We start from the raw sequence: 16627 nt of genomic DNA, 5'->3' as shown, positions 1-16627 counted from the left end.
TATAAATTCTCGTCCGCACCAGGGAAGATCAATGTCCGGTTCAAAGCCCAAAGCCCGCCAGAAACTTCTGATTACTTTTGCCGTTATCGCTGTGATTGCTGTTGTCGCCTGGCAGTTTGTGCCGGATAAAAACAGGCTCCCGGAGAATATTGCCTCTGGTAATGGGCGCATAGAAGCCACCCAGGTGGACATTGCCACGCGCATTCCTGGCCGCCTGCAAACCTTTTTTGTGGCCGAGGGCGACCTGATTGATGCCGGCAACCCGGTTGCGGAAATGGACACTGCCGAACTGCAGGCCACCCTGGCCGCTGCCCAGGCTAATCTGAGCCAGGCGGTAGAAGGCAAACGCCTTGCTGAGGCTATTGTGAAGCAGCGGGAAAGTGAAAGGCGACTGGCCCGCGCAGAGCTGGGCCGGTTTGAGTCTCTGGTAGAAAAAGGCCACGTTTCACGTGAGCAGCTTGACCAGGCACGCACTGCTGCAGAAACTGCCGAGGCTGCCGTTCAGGCAGCCAAGGTTCAGATTGCTTCGGCGCAAGCAGGCATCGAGGCGGCTAAAGCCAACATCCATAAAATTGAAACCACCATTGATGACAGTCATCTGAACAGCCCGGTGGGTGGCCGTGTGCTTTACCGGCTGGCGGAACCTGGCGAAGTGCTGGCGGCCGGTGGCAAGGTGGCCACGGTGCTGGATGTCACCGATGTGTATCTGACTATTTTTCTGCCTACCGCCCAGGCCGGCAAGGTGCGGGTAGGTTCGGAGGCACGCATTATTCTGGACGCTCTGCCTGATTACGTAGTGCCTGCACAAGTGAGCTTTGTAGCCGCCGAAGCGCAGTTCACGCCCAAGGCTGTGGAAACCCGCACCGAACGCGAGAAACTGATGTTCCGTGTGCGCATGCGTATCAACCCGGAACTGCTTGACGCCTACAGGGATCGGGTGAAAACCGGCGTTCCGGGGGTTGCCTATGTTCGCCTGGATGAAAGCCAGTCCTGGCCGGAAAACCTGCAAATAACCCTGCCCAATGGATGACCTGCCCGACACCACTGGCCCGGAGGCAAGCCCGCGCTGTCAGAACATGGTTGCCAGCCTGCAGGCGGTGCGCCACAGCTATGGTAAGCGCCAGGCACTGAAAGACGTCAGCCTGGAGTTGCCTGCCGGCTGTATGGTCGGGCTGATCGGCCCGGACGGTGTGGGCAAGTCCACTCTGTTGGGTCTGGTGGCCGGTGCGCGCCAATTGCAGCAGGGCCGGTTACAGGTGCTGGGTGGCGATATGGCCAGCTCACAATTTCGCAGTGAAGCGTCGCCGCGCATTGCTTATATGCCCCAAGGCCTTGGTGGCAACCTGTACCACACTCTGACGGTAGACGAGAATATCGGTTTTTTTGCCGACCTGTTTGGCCTGCGAGGCAAAGCCCGGGTAGAGCAGATTAACCGGCTGCTGGATGCTACCGGCCTCCTGGATTTTCGCAGCCGGCCTGCCGGCAAACTCTCTGGTGGTATGAAGCAGAAACTGGGGTTGTGCTGCGCACTGATCCATAATCCGGATTTGCTGATTCTGGATGAACCCACCACGGGTGTGGATCCGCTTTCGCGTCAGCGCTTCTGGGATCTGATCGCTACCATTCGCAGCCAGCAGCCGTCGATGAGTGTGCTGGTCGCCACCGCCTACATGGAAGAAGCCGAGCGCTTCGATTTTCTGGTGGCGATGGACAGCGGTGCCATTCTTGCCACGGGCTCGCCGCAGGAACTGAAGCAGCAAACCAGCACAGACAACCTGGACGATGCCTTTATTGCCCTGTTGCCGGAAGATAACCGTGAAACCCTGGCCGCAGAGGACGAAATCACAAACCCGGCAAGTAACGGGGCGGTTAACAGCGATGTTCCAGCCATAGAAGCCCACAACATCACCCTGCGCTTTGGCGATTTCACCGCCGTGAAAGATGTCAGTTTCACGATTCCCAAGGGCGAAATTTTCGGCTTTTTAGGCTCCAATGGCTGTGGCAAAACCACCACCATGAAAATGCTCACCGGTTTGCTGACGCCTTCCGAGGGCGAGGTTTTGCTGTTTGGCGCAACCCTCGATGCGAAAGATCTGAAAACCCGCCAGCGGGTGGGTTACATGTCTCAGTCGTTCTCGCTATACAGCGAGCTGACCGTGCGCCAGAACCTGGAATTACACGCCAGGTTGTTCCATCTTGAGGCCGAGCGTATTCAGCCCAGAGTGGATGAGCTGTCCCAGGAGTTCGGTCTGGTGGACGTGATGGAACAGTTCGCCGGTGAGTTACCCTTGGGTGTGCGCCAGCGCTTGTCACTGGCGGTGGCGGTGGTGCATTCGCCAGAACTTTTGATTCTGGACGAACCCACCTCTGGGGTGGACCCAGGCGCCCGCAACCGTTTCTGGCAACTGTTGATGCGATTGTCGCGGCAGGATGGCGTCACCATTTTTATTTCTACCCACTTCATGAACGAAGGCGAGCGTTGCGACCGCATTTCATTGATGCACGCGGGCGAAGTGCTGGCCTGCGATACTCCCGCCGCGCTGGTTAAGCAGGCCGGGGCAAGCAGCCTGGAAACCGCCTTTATGCAAACCCTCGAGGTGGTGGATGAAGAGCCCGCAAGCAGCAGCGACGGCAAGGTGCTGGGTGATGACGCGACCGCCCGGCCGCGCTATCGCCGTTTCAGCCTTCAGCGGCTGCTGGCTTATGCCCGCCGCGAAACGCGCGAGCTGCTGCGTGACCCCATTCGCATGGCGTTTGCGTTTATCGGCTCGGCTTTACTGATGATGATTCTGGGCTACGGCATTACCCTGGATGTGGAAGACCTGACGTTCGCGGTACTGGATCAGGACCAGACCCCGCAAAGCCGCGACTATATTACGGCTGTTTCCGGCTCCCGTTACTTTTTGGAGCAACCACCTGTGGCCACCATGGCCGAACTGGAACAGCGGATGAAATCCGGCGAGCTCAGTCTGGCGCTGGCCATACCGCCGGGTTTTGGCAAAGACCTCAAGCGCGGCCGGCCCACAGAGATTGCGGTGTGGATAGACGGCGCCATGCCCTTTCGTGGCGAGACGATACGCGGCTACATACAAGGCCTGCATTTCAGCTATCTGAAAGACCTGGCCCGGCGTACCTACGGCAGCGTGCCCGCCTTTAGTCTGGTAACGGTGGAAGCCCGCTACCGCTATAACCAGGATTTCCGCAGCCTGGATGCCATGGTGCCGGCGGTGATTCCAATACTGCTGATCTTCATTCCGGCCATTCTGATGGCGCTGGGCATTGTGCGCGAAAAAGAGCTGGGTTCCATTACCAATCTTTACGTGACACCGGTTAATCGGCTGGAGTTTTTGCTGGGCAAACAGCTGCCCTACATCGGTTTCAGCATGGTCAGCTACGCCAGCCTGGTGCTGTTGGCGATCTTCCTGTTTGATGTGCCGATCAAGGGCGGCGTGCTGACCCTGACCCTGGGAGCCCTGCTCTTTGTAACCGCCACCACAGGCTTGGGCCAGGTGATTTCGGCATTTGCATCCACCCAGATTGCCGCGCTGGCGGCCACCGCGATCATCACCATACTGCCCACGGTGCAGTTCTCTGGCATGACCGAGCCGGTGTCGTCGCTGGACGGCGCCGCCGCAATCATTGGTCAGTTCTGGCCCGCCACCTGGTTTCTGCAGATCAGCCGCGGGGTGTTTACCAAGGGCCTGACCTTAGGTGATATGCAACACGCCTTCCTGATGCTGTCGGCGTTCATACCGGTGCTTACTCTGATGTCGGTGCTGTTTCTTCGTAAACAGGGGCGCTGATAATGGAATCCCTCGGTAATATCTGGAATCTGGGTGTAAAGGAGCTGCGCAGCATCTGGCACGATAAGGTGCTGCTGCTGTTTGTGTTGGTGGCTTTTACCTTCATGGTGTACACCGCCGGCTCTGCAGGCTCTATGGAGTTGCACAACGCACCTGTGGCTGTGGTGGATGAAGACCAGAGCGCGCTTTCCGGCTATATGATTGGCGCATTGCAACCGCCCTGGTTTCTGCCACCCGAGCTGATCCAGTTTGGCCAGATTGACGAGGTGCTGGATAAAGGCACCCATTCCTTTGCCCTGGTGATTCCCGAGGGTTTCGAGCGCGACATCCGCCAAGGCCGAGTAACCAGCGTGCAGCTGAATATTGATGCAACCCGCATGACCCAGGCGTTTATCGGGGCGCGCTACATCGAACAGCTGTTGACCACCGAAGTGGCGGAGTTTATGCAAACCGGCAGCGCCGGCGGTGCCCTGCCTATCAATCTGGTGAGCCGCGTGAGCTTTAACCCCAACCTCGATGGCACCTGGTTTGGCGGGGTGATGGAGCTGATCAGCATGATCACCATGATCAGCATTATTCTGACCGGTGCCGCGCTGATTCGCGAACGCGAACACGGCACCGTGGAACACCTGATGGTGATGCCGATAAAACCCTTTGAAATCATGGCCGCAAAAGTGTGGGCGAACGGCCTGATTGTGATGTTGGCCGCCACACTTTCCGTGACGGTAGTGATCCAGCAGGTGCTGGCCGTACCCGTGCGGGGTTCGGTATTACTGTTTTTATTAGGGGTGCTGATTCACCTGTTCTCCACCACCGCAATCGGCATTCTGATTGGAACTGTCGCCCGCACCATGCCCCAGTTCGGCCTGCTGCTGATACTTACCATCCTGCCTCTGCAAATGCTTTCCGGCGGCATAACCCCTCGCGAAAGCATGCCCGACCTGGTGCAGAACATCATGCTGGCCGCACCCACCACCCACTTTGTCAGCATGGCGCAAGCCATCCTCTACAGGGGTGCAGGATTAGATGTGGTATGGCCGCAAATGCTGGCACTGGTGGCTATAGGTGTGGTGTTTTTCAGCGTCGCGCTGGCGCTGTTCCGGCGGCATTTGGCGGTTTAGGCTCGGGTATGGCGGTATTGCCCCGTGTTGAGCCACGGCTGTGTTCGTGCATAGCGGTTTACGCTGAAGCTGAACGAATCCTTCATAGAGCGCGGTTCGGTACCTAAGGGCTTCTTTTGTTGCAGGGTCGGCCCCCTGCTCTTCTTGTGAATACCGGAACAGATTGTCGGTTGTGGTGACAATGTTTTTAATTTCGGAGCTGTCTTTGGCTCCCAGACGTGGCAGCAGGTTGATGAGCAGCGACTGATGGAGGAGTTAGAGCAGGAAAAAACGGGAAAGTGGTCGGCGTGGCAGGATTCGAACCTGCGACCCCTTCGTCCCGAACGAAGTGCGCTACCAAGCTGCGCCACACGCCGATCAACCGCCGGTATTATACGGATTCACTCGTTTTTTACCAGCCCCGAGCCTGATAAAAAGGCATCCGAAAATGCACTGAGATTGTCATGGATTGCCACACAGGCGCCGGGAATCGGGTGGGTTTTAAGGTGGCGTTCGGTATCTTGGCCGTTGCCGGTGCGAACCAGCACGGGCTGGCAGCCTTCGGCAAAGCCTGCTTCCAGATCCTTGCGGCTGTCGCCGACCATCACGGAGCCTTTCAGGGCGTCGAGGTGAAAGTGATCACGGATCTGTTCCAGCAGGCCGGTGAGGGGTTTGCGGCAACCGCAGCCATCGTCTGGATGATGCGGGCAGTAAGCGATGAAACTGATACAGCCGCCCAAGGTTTCCAGCAGCCGCTCCAGCTTTTCATGCATAGCATCCAATACGTCAGTGCCGTAATAGCCCCGGGCAATACCTGACTGGTTGGTCGCAATCGCTATACGGTGGCCGGCTTTGCAAAGCCTTGCCACCGCCTCGATGCTGCCGGGAATGGGTTGCCACTCATCCACAGAGCAGATGTAACCGCCGTCATACTCGTTGATGACCCCGTCCCGGTCGAGGATGATCAGCATCGGTCAGCCGGCGGCGGGCAGCAGTGAGATATCTGCAACTCGTAAAAACAGGTTGTGCAGGCGGTTCAGCAGCGCAAGGCGGTTGTCCCGCACGGCTTCATCTTCTGCCATAACCATAACCTCGTTGAAGAAGCTGTCTACCGGCTCCTGCAGGCTCGCCAATGACTGCAGCGCGCTGGCGTAGTCGCCCTGTTCAAATAGCGGGAGCACCCTCTCGGCTTGCTGGTCTACCTGTGCAGCCAGGGTTTTTTCAGCCGCATCCTGCAGCAGACTGCTGTTGACGGTTTCGCCCACGCTTTCGCCACCCTGCTTGGACAGAATGTTGGAAACGCGCTTGTTGGCACCGGCCAGAGCCAGCGCTTCTGGCAGTTGGCGGAATGCTTCCACGGCCTTTATCCGACGGTCGAAGTCCAGCGGACGGGTCGGGCGACGAGCGTGGACTGCGAGGTATACCTCGGCACCGATGCCCTGCTCGTCATAGTAGGCGCGGAAACGGTCCAGCATGTAATCAACAACGCTGGAGGCGGTATTTTCCGTGCTCAGTCCGGTGAAGTTGTCCTCCGCCCACTCGCAGCAGGTCTGCAGGTCAAGCGGCAGCTCCCGTTCGATGATGATGCGCAGCACGCCCAGTGAGGCCCGACGCAGGGCGAAAGGGTCCCTGGTGCCAGAGGGTGGCTGGCCAATGCCGAACAGCCCTACCAGTGAATCCAGGCGATCCGCGATGGCGAGTGCGCAACTGGTCAGAGTTGTGGGCAGGCCGTCTTTGGCGAAACGCGGCATGTACTGCTCGTTGAGAGCTTTGGCCACATCGGCGGGCTCACCGTCATCGGCTGCGTAGTACTGGCCCATGATGCCCTGAAGATCCGTGAATTCGAGCACCATTTCAGTAACCAGGTCAGTCTTTGCCAGCATGGCGGCGCGCTCGGCCAGAACCGGATCGCTGCCAATAGTGGCGGCAATTTTCTTGGCCAGCGCAGCAACCCGAACGGATTTATCGTAAACGCTGCCGAGCTTTTCCTGGAACACAATTGGCTTGAGCCTTTCGATGCGGTCTTCCAGACGGATTTTACGGTCTGTTTCGTAGAAGAAGGCGGCATCTGCAAGGCGTGGACGAATCACCTTTTCGTTACCGGAAACCACCTGGGAAGGATCCTTGCTCTCAATGTTGGCGACGGTGATAAACAGAGGCAACATTTCGTTGTCAGAACCCACCAGGTGGAAGTATTTCTGGTGTTCCGCCATGGAGGAAATCAGTGCTTCGGCCGGAACTTTCAGGAACCGCTTGTCAAAACGGCCCATCAGCGGCACCGGCCACTCGTTCAGGCCGGTAACTTCGTCCAGGAGGTCTTCATTAATCACCGCTTTAGCGCCGGCTTCGGTTTTGGCCAGGGCGCTGACACCGGAGCGGATTTGCTCACGGCGCTTGGCGAAATCGGCAATCACATAACCTTCTTGCTCGAGTACAACTTCGTAATCCGCCGGCGTGGGAATGATCAGTGTTTTCGGGCAATGGAAACGGTGGCCCCGGGTTTTGTTGCCCGGAGTCAACCCCATGATGGGCGTATCAATGATCTTGTTGCCGAACAGCATAACCAGCCAGTGAACAGGCCGGACAAACTCCGTGCGGTGGGCGCCCCAGCGCATGCGTTTGGGAATCGGCAGGGCGGCCAGTGATTGTTCAACCAGGCCGGGCATAAGATCAACGGTCGGCTTGCCTTGCTCCACTGTGCGATAGACTACCCAGGCACCCTTGTCGGTTTCCAGAGTGTCGAGCTGGTCCGGGGTTACACCCAGGGAGGTTGCGAAGCCGGTAAGGGCCCGGGTCGGGTTGCCGGAATCATCAAAAGCGGCTTTGATCGCAGGACCGCGCTTTTCAACCGGCTTGTCGGGTTGGGCATCGGCCAGATTGCGGATACGAACCGCCAGGCGCCGCGGCGCGGCAAAGGACTCTACTTTGCCAAATGTGATTCCGGCCTCTTCCAGGCCCTTGGCGATACCCTGAGTGAACGCATCAGACAGCGGCTTGAGTGCTTTCGAGGGCAGTTCTTCGACGCCCAGTTCGACCAGAAAATCCTGCTTTGCCATGATTATGCGTTCCCCTTTGCCTGCTGTTCCTGCTTCGCTTTTTTGCCTTTCTTGCCGTTAGCCTTGTGGTCAGTGGCTTCGGCTGCGCCCAGCACTTCCTGGCGTATAGCCTCCTGGGCGAGCGGGAAGCCGAGCTTGAGGCGGCTGTCGAAGTACGCCTGGGCAACGGCACGGGCAAGAGTGCGCACGCGCAGGATAAAGCGCTGACGCTCGGTGACCGAGATGGCGTGGCGGGCATCCAGCAGATTGAAGGTATGAGACGCCTTCAGAACCTGTTCGTAGGCTGGCAGCGCGAGGCCAGCTTCGATCAGTCGGGCACTTTCACGTTCGTGGACATCAAAGCTCTGGAACAGGAACTCGACGTCTGCGTACTCAAAGTTGTAAGTGGACATTTCCACTTCCTGCTGGTGGAACACGTCGCCGTAGGTAACCACTCCGTCGGGACCTTCCGTCCAGACCAGGTCGTAAACGCTGTCGACGCCCTGCAGGTACATGGCAATGCGCTCGAGGCCATAGGTAAGCTCGCCGGTAACCGGATAGCATTCAAGGCCGCCCACCTGCTGGAAATAGGTAAACTGGGTGACTTCCATTCCGTTCAGCCAGATTTCCCAGCCCAGCCCCCAGGCGCCCAGGGTGGGTGATTCCCAGTTGTCTTCCACAAAGCGGATGTCGTGCACCAGCGGGTCAAGCCCCAGGGCTTTCAGTGAGTCGAGATAAAGTTCCTGAAAGTTGTCCGGCGACGGCTTGAGTACCACCTGAAACTGGTAATAGTGCTGCAGGCGGTTCGGGTTCTCGCCGTAGCGACCGTCTGTGGGGCGGCGACTCGGCTGCACATACGCGGCATTCCAGGTTTCCGGCCCGATCGCCCGCAGGAAGGTGGCCGGGTGAAACGTGCCGGCACCCACTTCCATATCCAGTGGCTGAAGTACCACGCAGCCGTGCTTCGCCCAAAAATTCTGCAGAGCCAGAATCAGGCCCTGAAAAGTCCTGGTGTCCGGTGTGTTGCTGTTCATCGCCTTGTCTGTCGCCTTGTCTGTCACTACGTTTGCCTGCTGATTCGGTCTGTGTGTAGCCACTCTTCGGCTCAATATCGAGTCAATCCCAAGCCAATCTTCGATTCGCTCGCCAGAGGGTCATCGGAAAAAAGGCGCATTATACGCGCGCCAAAACGGTATTTCTAAGGGGGCTTCATGCTTTTGATTTTGAACTAGAAGAACGTCAGCCCCACGGAGAAGAGCTTTTCGACTTCCCGCACCCGGGATTTGTCCACCAGGAACATGATTACATGATCATCCGGCTGCACCCGCAGATGGTCGTGGGCGATCAGTACTTCGTTATGGCGGACGATTGCACCGATGGTCGCTCCCTGGGGCAGGTTGATTTCATCCAACCGCCTGCCAATTACCTTGGAGGATTTGTGATCACCGTGGGCAATGGCTTCGATGGCCTCAGCAGCGCCTCTGCGCAGTGAGTGAACGTTTACAACGTCGCCTCGGCGCACGTGAGTGAGCAGGCTCCCGATGGTGGTCTGCTGGGGGGAAATCGCTACATCAATCTCGCCGCCCTGGATCAGATCCACATAGTCCGGGTTGTTGATCAGGGTGAACACCTTGCGGGCGCCCAGCCGCTTGGCCAGCAGAGACGCCATGATATTGGCTTCGTCATCGTTGGTGACCGCGCAGAACACATCGGTATTTTCGATATTTTCTTCCAGCAGTATGTCTTTGTCTGCCGCATTGCCTTCAAGCACGACTGTCTTGCGCAGATTTTCTGAAAGCAGCACGCAGCGTTCGTGATTGCGCTCCAGCAGCTTCACCTGATAACGGTTTTCCAGGGTGTGCGCCAGGCGCTGGCCTATATTGCCGCCGCCGCAGATAAAAATACGTTTGTAGTTTTTGACCAGAGGCTGGAGCTCGCTCATGACCGAGCGGATATGGTCGGCACCGGCGATGAAAAACACTTCGTCGCCGTCTTCCAGCACCGTATCGCCCCGGGGCATGATGGCCCGGTCTTTGCGGAAAATGGCGGCAACCCGGGTCTCGACCTTGGGCATGTGAGTGCGCAGATAAGACAGCTCACGACCTACCAGCGGGCCGCCTTCTGTTGCGCGGATAGCCACCAGCCGGACCAGGCCCTTGGAAAACTCCAACACCTGCAGGGCGCCAGGGTACTCGATCAGGCGTGTAATGTGCCGGGTAACCAGATGCTCCGGGCTGATCATGACATCAATCGGAAAACCGCCTTCTTTCCCGAAAAGCTTGTTGTTGGATAAATAGGCACTGGCCCGCACGCGGCTGATTTTGGTGGGCGTGTTGTACAGGATGCTGGCAATCTGGCAGGCGACCATGTTGGTTTCGTCACTGTTGGTGACAGCGATCAGCATGTCGGCGTCTTCCGCGTTAGCCTGGCTCAGTACCGTCGGATAGGAGGCCATGCCCTGAACTGTGCGGATGTCGAGGCGATCCTGCAGTTCGCGGAGCCGCACTGCGTCTGTGTCGATGACCGTTATATCGTTGGCTTCGCTGGCCAGGTTTTCAGCCAGCGTGCCGCCCACCTGGCCGGCACCGAGGATCAGGATCTTCATGATTCAGGTTTCTCCAGTACGGCATAGAAAAAGCCGTCATGGCTGATTGGATCGGGGAGAAGCTGTCGCCCCGCGCCCATGTCGCGTCCCCACTGAACCTCTGGCTCAATAAGAACGACAGTGTTTTGCTGTTTAAGGAACCGCTGGATTATACGGTGGTTTTCCTGGGGGAACACGGAACAGGTTGCATAGACCAGGCGCCCGCCCGGTTTGAGCACAGACCACATAGCCTCCAGAAGCCCAATCTGTATAGCTGCCAAGGGCACAACGTCGGTTTCCCTGCGCAACATCTTGATATCAGGGTGGCGGCGGATAACGCCACTGGCGCTGCAGGGTACGTCGAGCAGAATGCGATCAAAAGGTTGTCCGTCCCACCACTGCTCAATGTCAGCAGCATCCGCCTCCAGCAGGCTGGCGTGCAAGTCCAGCCGATCCAGGTTTTCCTGAACCCGGGGCAGGCGCGCTGCCGATTCGTCGATGGCAACGATTTCGGCCAGCTCTGCCTGACTCTCAAGAATGGCGCAGGTTTTACCCCCGGGTGCTGCGCAGGCATCCAGAACCCGTTGTCCCGGTGCCAGATCAAGTAGCGTGGTGCAGAGCTGAGCTGCTTCGTCCTGAACGCTGACGGCGCCGTCAGCAAACCAGGGTAACCGATCGACCTGTACCGCCCTGCCAAGCTGGATACCGAGAGGCGCAAAGCGGGTAGCGGTCGCTTCAATACCTGCTTCGTTTAACAGCGCGAGATACTCGTCGCGGCTAAAGCGCAGAGCGTTCACTCTCAGTGTCATGGGTGCCTGGGCGTTATTCGCTTCCAGAATCTGTTGCCAGTTATCGGGCCAGTTATGGCGCAGCTTTTCCACCATCCAGACGGGATGACTGAAGCGGCTGGCATCGTTTGCCGGCTCCGGCGCACCTTCACGTTCGGCAGCCCGCAACACACCATTTACAAGACCGGTGAGGTGGGGTTTGTCGAGGGCGCGGCAGGCCTCTACGGATTCGTTCAGAACAGCGTAGGTTGCTTGCTGACTGAAGCGGAGCTGGAAAAGAGCGATCAGCATCAGATGGTGAACAATGCGATCTGGTTTCTTTAAGGGCTTTTTCAGCCGGCTGCTCAGTTCACCGTCGAGGCGATGAAACCAGCGGCAGGTGCCGTAGCAAAGGGCCTGAAGCACTGGGCGTTCGCTGGGAGCAAGTCGCTGCAGAGCCGGCGGCAGGCACTGGGACAAAGACTCGCCGTTTTCTACTGCAAGCAGCACGCTGGCAGCAATGGCACGCATGGGCTGGTCGTGGTCGCCCATATCAGTGCAGCTCCTGGCCGGGCAAAAGTAGTTCCTTGCCACCGTTAATCAGGTCATTCACGCTCTGGGCGCGGGATCCTGGCAGCTGCAGCCGGGTGATGCGCAGGGTGCCGTTACCGCAGCCAATATCAATACCTTCCCGTTCCCGTCGTATCACGGTGCCGGCCGGTTGCTGACTGCGCTCACCGGTGGCCTTGGCCTCGTGGATCCGCAGGCGTTGCTGCTCCAGATCCGTATAAGTACCGGGCCAGGGATTGAAAGCGCGTATCAGGCGTTCGATGGCAGGGGCGTCCTGAGACCAGTCGATATGGCCTTCTTCCTTGGAGAGTTTGTGGGCGTAACAGGCCTGCTCGTCATTCTGGGCCTCGCCTTGGAGTTCACCTCTTTCCAGCAGCTGCAGTACTTCAACAATGGCATTACCGCCCATATTGGCGAGGCGGTCGTGAAGGCTGCCGCCGGTATCGCTTGCATCAATGGCGGTCAGGGATTTTAGCAACATTGCGCCAGTATCCAGGCCTTTGTCCATCTGCATGATGGTAATGCCGGTTTCTTTGTCGCCTGCGGCAATGGCGCGCTGGATAGGGGCAGCACCACGCCAGCGAGGCAAAAGAGAGGCGTGAATGTTGAGGCAGCCGTGGGCGGGAATTTCCAGTACAGTCTGGGGCAGAATTAGCCCGTAGGCCGCGACAATCATGATATCGGGCCGGAGATCTGCAAGTTCCTGCTGCGCTTCCGGGGTTTTCAGGCTTTCTGGTTGAAATACCGGAATCTGGTTGTCCAGAGCAACTTGCTTGACCGGGCTGGGTTGGAGCTTGCGGCCACGGCCTGCTGGCCGATCCGGCTGGGAGTAAACGCCCACGATGGTATGGTGGGTGTCCAGCAGCGTCCTCAAGGCGGTAGCTGCGAAATCCGGAGTGCCGGCAAAAACGAGTCGCACGGTGTTGGGTCTCTGTTTCGTTGAATACGAAAAGACCGGGCCATGGCCCGGTCCGATACTTTCTACAAAATCCTCATGCGCCTTTCAGGCAATGTTCACGCACTTTGCTTGTGAAGCTTTTCCAATTTCTTGCGAATGCGGGTGCGCTTGAGGTTGCTGAGGTAGTCGACAAACAACTTGCCGTTCAGGTGATCCATTTCGTGCTGGATGCAGACCGCCAGAAGGCCCCGCGCTTCGATTTCAAAAGGCTTTCCGTCACGATCCTGTGCCCGGATGATGCAGTGCTCTATCCGCTCCACGTCTTCATAAAATCCGGGTACCGAGAGGCAGCCTTCCTGCATGGCTTCACGTTCGCCATCCAGTACTTCAATCTGCGGGTTGACGAACACCCTTGGCTCGCTCTTGTCTTCGGACAGATCCATAACGAGGATCTGCTTGTGGACATTCACCTGTGTAGCCGCCAGACCAATGCCCGGCGCATCGTACATGGTCTCGAACATGTCGTCGATCAGCTTACGGTCGGCGTCTGTCAGTTCATCAACCGGCTTGGCGATGGTGCGCAGACGGGGGTCCGGATATTCGAGAATTTCTAGTATCATAGTGCTCGTACTTTTGGCCTGTATGACGAATGTCAGGGTTTCTGACTGGCATTCTTTATGGCTTTGCCTGACTTTTAACGTTGTCTTTTGTAACTGTGTGAAAGCGATCACCTAAATGAGACAGCGTACTGCGCAAATTGTTCCTTTCGCACTAATATAAGCAAGGTCATGCCTCTGTCGGTATATTATCCAACAATTCGCCGATTGAGTACAAACTGATCAGGCAATAGTTAAAATCTTTTGCAAATAGCATAGAATTTACTGGAAGAACAAAAGATAACATCACAATTTGCGAGACTTCTTCTATAGTAACTGGCATAACAACGTAATAAGCTGCAGACAACTGGCTGCATCCTTACCAGAATTCACAGAATCAAGGCACGCGATCAAGGACTTAGATAATGAGGAAACTGCTGTACGCTCTGGCAGCCACTACGCTGCTATTAACCTCCTGGGCTCATGCTGCACCCGAACTGCGGTCTGATCATCCTGAGCGTTACACTGTTGTGAAGGGTGATACTCTCTGGGACATTTCCGGACGCTTTCTGAGCAACCCATGGTATTGGCCGGAAATCTGGCACGTTAACCCACAGGTCGCAAACCCCCACCTGATTTACCCGGGTGATCGTCTTGCCTTGGTTTATATCGACGGCAAACCGCGGATCACCAAGGTGACTTCGAACAACGGGATTGTGAAACTGTCACCGCAGGTGCGTTCCGAGCAGATCGATACACCCATTCCTGCGATCCCGTTGGATGCCATCGGCAGCTTTCTGACCGACACCCGGATTGTCAGCTCGGAGTTGATCAATCAGGCACCCTATGTGCTGGAAGGTAAAGACGGTCGCATCCTGACCGGAGCGGGTGACCGTGTCTATGCCCGTGGTAAAAAGCCGGCCGACAAAGTGGGTGTGTTCCGCCGCAGTAAGGAATTTGTCGATCCGGACACCGGAGAATTTCTCGGCCTTGAAGCGCGCAGCATAGCCCGAGGTGATATCTCTGCCGAAGACGGTGATGTGCTGACCTTGGACCTGACACGCTCCAGTGAAGAGGTGCGTATTGGTGACCGTTTGCTGGTCAGTGAAGATCGTCGCCTGACCACCAGCTTTGCACCCAGTTCTCCCGATCAGCCGATCGAAGGCAAGATGATATCGGTAGATGGCGGTGTCACCCAGATTGGCCAGTACGATGTGGTTGCCGTCAACCGAGGCAGTCGCGAAGGGCTGGAAGCCGGCAACGTGATGGCCATTCTCAAAAGCGGCAATCTGGCGCGTGATCCCATCACCAACGAGACTGTTGAGCTGCCCTCCGAGCGAGCCGGCCTGCTGATGATATTCCAGGTTTATGAAAAAATGAGCTACGGCCTGATACTGCAGGCAACTCGTGCGCTGGCGGTAGGCGACAAGGTCACCAACCCCTGATCTCATAACCGGTTAATCAAAGGCCGGGCCAGGAAGGCCCGGCTTTATTGTTTTCAAGGATGATGCTGTGTTTTCCTCTCCTTCTGCTCAGTGGCTGTTTCTTACCTGTTTGCCCAAATTCGGGCGCACCCGTCGGCGCGCCATGCTCGCAACAAACCCCGATCTCACTGACCTTCTCACCAGAAACTCTGCGACACTCCGGGCGCATGGCTTGCACGCCGAAACGGTGGCGGCAATCCTGGCGTGGCAACAACAGGATGAAGCCCATACCTTGGTAAACACAGTCCGGCAGACTCTGCTGGACTGTGAGCGGCATGGTATTGGTATCGTGAGCTGGCAGCACTCCGATTATCCGGAGGCTCTGAGGCACATCCATGATGCGCCACTGGTGTTGTACGCCCGGGGTGATCCCAGCCTGTTGCGCCATGAACAGATTGGCATTATCGGCAGTCGCAATGCCACGCCTGCGGGGCTGGATCACGCCCGCCGCTTTGCGGCAGAGTTGAGCAACCGGAGGTTGCTTGTAACCAGTGGCCTGGCATTGGGCATCGATGGCGCGGCCCATGCGGGGGCGCTGGATGCCGGGCACGCGACGATCGCGGTAATTGGCTGCGGGCTTGACCGTATTTATCCGAACCAGCATCGCCGGCTTGGCGAGCGGATTGTCGCAAACGGCCTGATGGTATCCGAGTATCCGCCGGGAACGCCCGCAAGAGCCGCTCACTTTCCCCAGCGTAACCGTATCATCAGCGGCCTGAGCCGGGGCATTCTTGTGGTCGAGGCCGGTTTGAAAAGTGGCTCCCTGATCACTGCCCGCATGGCTTTGGAGCAGGGACGTGAGGTTTTTGCCATCCCCGGATCCATTCACAGCCCGGTGGCGCGTGGCTGCCACCACCTCATCAAGCAGGGGGCCCGGCTGGTTGATCAGGTGGACGATGTTCTGGAAGAGCTGGGTGCGTCCTGGTCACTTCCTGCCGGTTGCACTTTGCCAGAGCAATTGGCCACACAACCAGCGCCCGGCCCGATGGATGCTCTGGACAGCCGGGAAATCGCGGTGTTTGAGGCATTAGGGTATGATCCCCAATCAACCGATGCACTATGCTCGGCGACAGGCCTTCCGGCCGATCAGCTTGTCCAGTCTCTGCTGCTTCTTGAGCTTGAGGGGTTGGTGAGTTCTGCGCCCGGAGGTTTCCAGAAAATCGCCTGAGCCCGGTGTGATGATTAATTCTGCTTCTGGTCTGACAACATCAACATGGCTGCGCTCAACCCCATCAGCGACTGGCAATTACACTGTGCCCGCAGAACGATCCTGCAAGGCGGCGTTATCGCCTACCCTACTGAGGCTGTCTGGGGCCTGGGCTGCGACCCCTGGAACGTTGATGCAGTAACGCGCATTCTTGAACTCAAGAACCGGCCGATGGAAAAAGGCATGATTCTGGTGGCAGCGTCTGTGGAGCAGGTTCGCTTTCTGCTGGACCCCTTGCCCGAGGCTCTTCAGTTCAACGCCCAGAGCCACTGGCCTGGCCCGGTTACCTGCCTGCTACCGGATGTGAATCAGCAGATTCCGGAGTGGGTGCGCGGCAGCCACAGCTCGATTGCGGTAAGAGTCAGTGAACACCCGGTGGTTAAAGCGCTCTGTGAAAGCGTCGGTATGCCTCTGGTCTCCACTTCCTGTAACCCGGCCGGAAGAGAGCCTGCGCGAAATGCTTTGCAGGTGCGTCGGTACTTTAATGAACAGCTTGACTGGATTGTGCCGGGTGCCCTTGGCGGTAACCGGAAACCCAGCCGGATTATTGATATTGTCAGCGGTAGACAGTTTCGTTAGGAGA

General features: G+C 57.5%; 14 protein-coding genes and 1 tRNA gene. 6 read left to right on the top strand and 9 right to left on the bottom strand.

What is annotated here, in order from left to right:
• Positions 1-31: 31 nt before the first annotated feature.
• From BUA49_RS02610 to BUA49_RS02600, 3 genes are read left to right on the top strand one after another with little or no spacing between them, the layout of a single operon-like run.
• Entirely contained in the window at positions 32-1030 is a 999-nt protein-coding gene (locus BUA49_RS02610) for an HlyD family secretion protein (RefSeq protein WP_072795297.1), read from the top strand.
• Positions 1023-3803 (top strand): ribosome-associated ATPase/putative transporter RbbA, encoded by a 2781-nt coding sequence (gene rbbA, locus BUA49_RS02605; protein ID WP_407656652.1) that lies wholly within the window; start codon positions 1023-1025, stop codon positions 3801-3803. Before BUA49_RS02610 ends, rbbA begins: the two co-directional genes overlap by 8 nt.
• Before the next feature lie 2 nt (positions 3804-3805).
• Positions 3806-4924, top strand: a complete 1119-nt coding sequence (locus BUA49_RS02600) for an ABC transporter permease (RefSeq protein ID WP_072795295.1) — start codon at positions 3806-3808, stop codon at positions 4922-4924.
• On the opposite strand, the gene BUA49_RS18170 is transcribed toward BUA49_RS02600, so the two are convergent.
• The 9 genes from BUA49_RS18170 to def form a co-directional block, all read right to left on the bottom strand.
• The gene (locus BUA49_RS18170) at positions 4826-5164 is read right to left on the bottom strand and encodes a Fic/DOC family N-terminal domain-containing protein (RefSeq protein ID WP_217650410.1); all 339 of its coding nucleotides are present in this window, start codon (positions 5162-5164) and stop codon (positions 4826-4828) included. The genes BUA49_RS02600 and BUA49_RS18170 overlap by 99 nt on opposite strands.
• Positions 5165-5203: 39 nt before the next feature.
• A tRNA-Pro gene (locus BUA49_RS02590) sits at positions 5204-5280 on the bottom strand.
• A gap of 24 nt (positions 5281-5304) precedes the next feature.
• Complete coding sequence (gmhB, locus tag BUA49_RS02585) at positions 5305-5874, bottom strand: D-glycero-beta-D-manno-heptose 1,7-bisphosphate 7-phosphatase (RefSeq protein WP_072795293.1); 570 nt, start codon at positions 5872-5874, stop codon at positions 5305-5307.
• A 3-nt stretch (positions 5875-5877) separates the two neighbouring features.
• Positions 5878-7959, bottom strand: a complete 2082-nt coding sequence (gene glyS / locus BUA49_RS02580) for a glycine--tRNA ligase subunit beta (RefSeq protein ID WP_072795292.1) — start codon at positions 7957-7959, stop codon at positions 5878-5880.
• 2 nt (positions 7960-7961) lie between these two features.
• Positions 7962-8972, bottom strand: a complete 1011-nt coding sequence (gene glyQ / locus BUA49_RS02575; RefSeq protein ID WP_072795290.1) for a glycine--tRNA ligase subunit alpha — start codon at positions 8970-8972, stop codon at positions 7962-7964.
• Between the two features lie 194 nt (positions 8973-9166).
• Entirely contained in the window at positions 9167-10543 is a 1377-nt protein-coding gene (trkA, locus tag BUA49_RS02570; protein ID WP_072795288.1) for a Trk system potassium transporter TrkA, read from the bottom strand.
• Entirely contained in the window at positions 10540-11841 is a 1302-nt protein-coding gene (rsmB, locus tag BUA49_RS02565; protein ID WP_072795286.1) for a 16S rRNA (cytosine(967)-C(5))-methyltransferase RsmB, read from the bottom strand. Before rsmB ends, trkA begins: the two co-directional genes overlap by 4 nt.
• 1 nt (position 11842) lies before the next feature.
• Complete coding sequence (gene fmt / locus BUA49_RS02560; protein WP_072795284.1) at positions 11843-12778, bottom strand: methionyl-tRNA formyltransferase; 936 nt, start codon at positions 12776-12778, stop codon at positions 11843-11845.
• A 95-nt stretch (positions 12779-12873) separates the two neighbouring features.
• Positions 12874-13377, bottom strand: coding sequence for a peptide deformylase (gene def, locus BUA49_RS02555; protein WP_072795282.1), 504 nt, complete (start codon positions 13375-13377; stop codon positions 12874-12876).
• A gap of 401 nt (positions 13378-13778) precedes the next feature.
• Between def and BUA49_RS02550 the strand changes: the two genes are divergently transcribed.
• From BUA49_RS02550 to BUA49_RS02540, 3 genes are all read left to right on the top strand, one after another.
• Positions 13779-14798, top strand: a complete 1020-nt coding sequence (locus BUA49_RS02550) for a LysM peptidoglycan-binding domain-containing protein (RefSeq protein WP_072795280.1) — start codon at positions 13779-13781, stop codon at positions 14796-14798.
• 67 nt (positions 14799-14865) lie between these two features.
• Positions 14866-16005, top strand: coding sequence for a DNA-processing protein DprA (dprA, locus tag BUA49_RS02545; protein WP_072795278.1), 1140 nt, complete (start codon positions 14866-14868; stop codon positions 16003-16005).
• 45 nt (positions 16006-16050) lie between these two features.
• Positions 16051-16623 carry an L-threonylcarbamoyladenylate synthase gene (locus BUA49_RS02540; RefSeq protein WP_072795276.1) on the top strand — a complete coding sequence of 191 codons (573 nt, stop codon included), beginning with the start codon at positions 16051-16053 and terminating at the stop codon, positions 16621-16623.
• Positions 16624-16627: the final 4 nt, after the last annotated feature.

The sequence above is a fragment of the Marinobacter antarcticus genome (assembly GCF_900142385.1).
GTDB lineage: Bacteria > Pseudomonadota > Gammaproteobacteria > Pseudomonadales > Oleiphilaceae > Marinobacter > Marinobacter antarcticus.
Note: the sequence above shows the minus strand (reverse complement) of the source record. Positions and strands in the feature narration are given on the sequence as shown.

Bases quoted from the DNA above. Each gene is read 5' to 3' on its own strand.
- BUA49_RS02610 (WP_072795297.1), top strand. From the start codon at position 32: ATGTCCGGTTCAAAGCCCAAAGCCCGCCAGAAACTTCTGATTACTTTT.
- rbbA (WP_407656652.1), top strand. From the start codon at position 1,023: ATGGATGACCTGCCCGACACCACTGGCCCGGAGGCAAGCCCGCGCTGT.
- BUA49_RS02600 (WP_072795295.1), top strand. From the start codon at position 3,806: ATGGAATCCCTCGGTAATATCTGGAATCTGGGTGTAAAGGAGCTGCGC.
- gmhB (WP_072795293.1), bottom strand. From the start codon at position 5,874: ATGCTGATCATCCTCGACCGGGACGGGGTCATCAACGAGTATGACGGC.
- glyS (WP_072795292.1), bottom strand. From the start codon at position 7,959: ATGGCAAAGCAGGATTTTCTGGTCGAACTGGGCGTCGAAGAACTGCCC.
- glyQ (WP_072795290.1), bottom strand. From the start codon at position 8,972: ATGAACAGCAACACACCGGACACCAGGACTTTTCAGGGCCTGATTCTG.
- trkA (WP_072795288.1), bottom strand. From the start codon at position 10,543: ATGAAGATCCTGATCCTCGGTGCCGGCCAGGTGGGCGGCACGCTGGCT.
- rsmB (WP_072795286.1), bottom strand. From the start codon at position 11,841: ATGGGCGACCACGACCAGCCCATGCGTGCCATTGCTGCCAGCGTGCTG.
- def (WP_072795282.1), bottom strand. From the start codon at position 13,377: ATGATACTAGAAATTCTCGAATATCCGGACCCCCGTCTGCGCACCATC.
- BUA49_RS02550 (WP_072795280.1), top strand. From the start codon at position 13,779: ATGAGGAAACTGCTGTACGCTCTGGCAGCCACTACGCTGCTATTAACC.
- BUA49_RS02540 (WP_072795276.1), top strand. From the start codon at position 16,051: ATGGCTGCGCTCAACCCCATCAGCGACTGGCAATTACACTGTGCCCGC.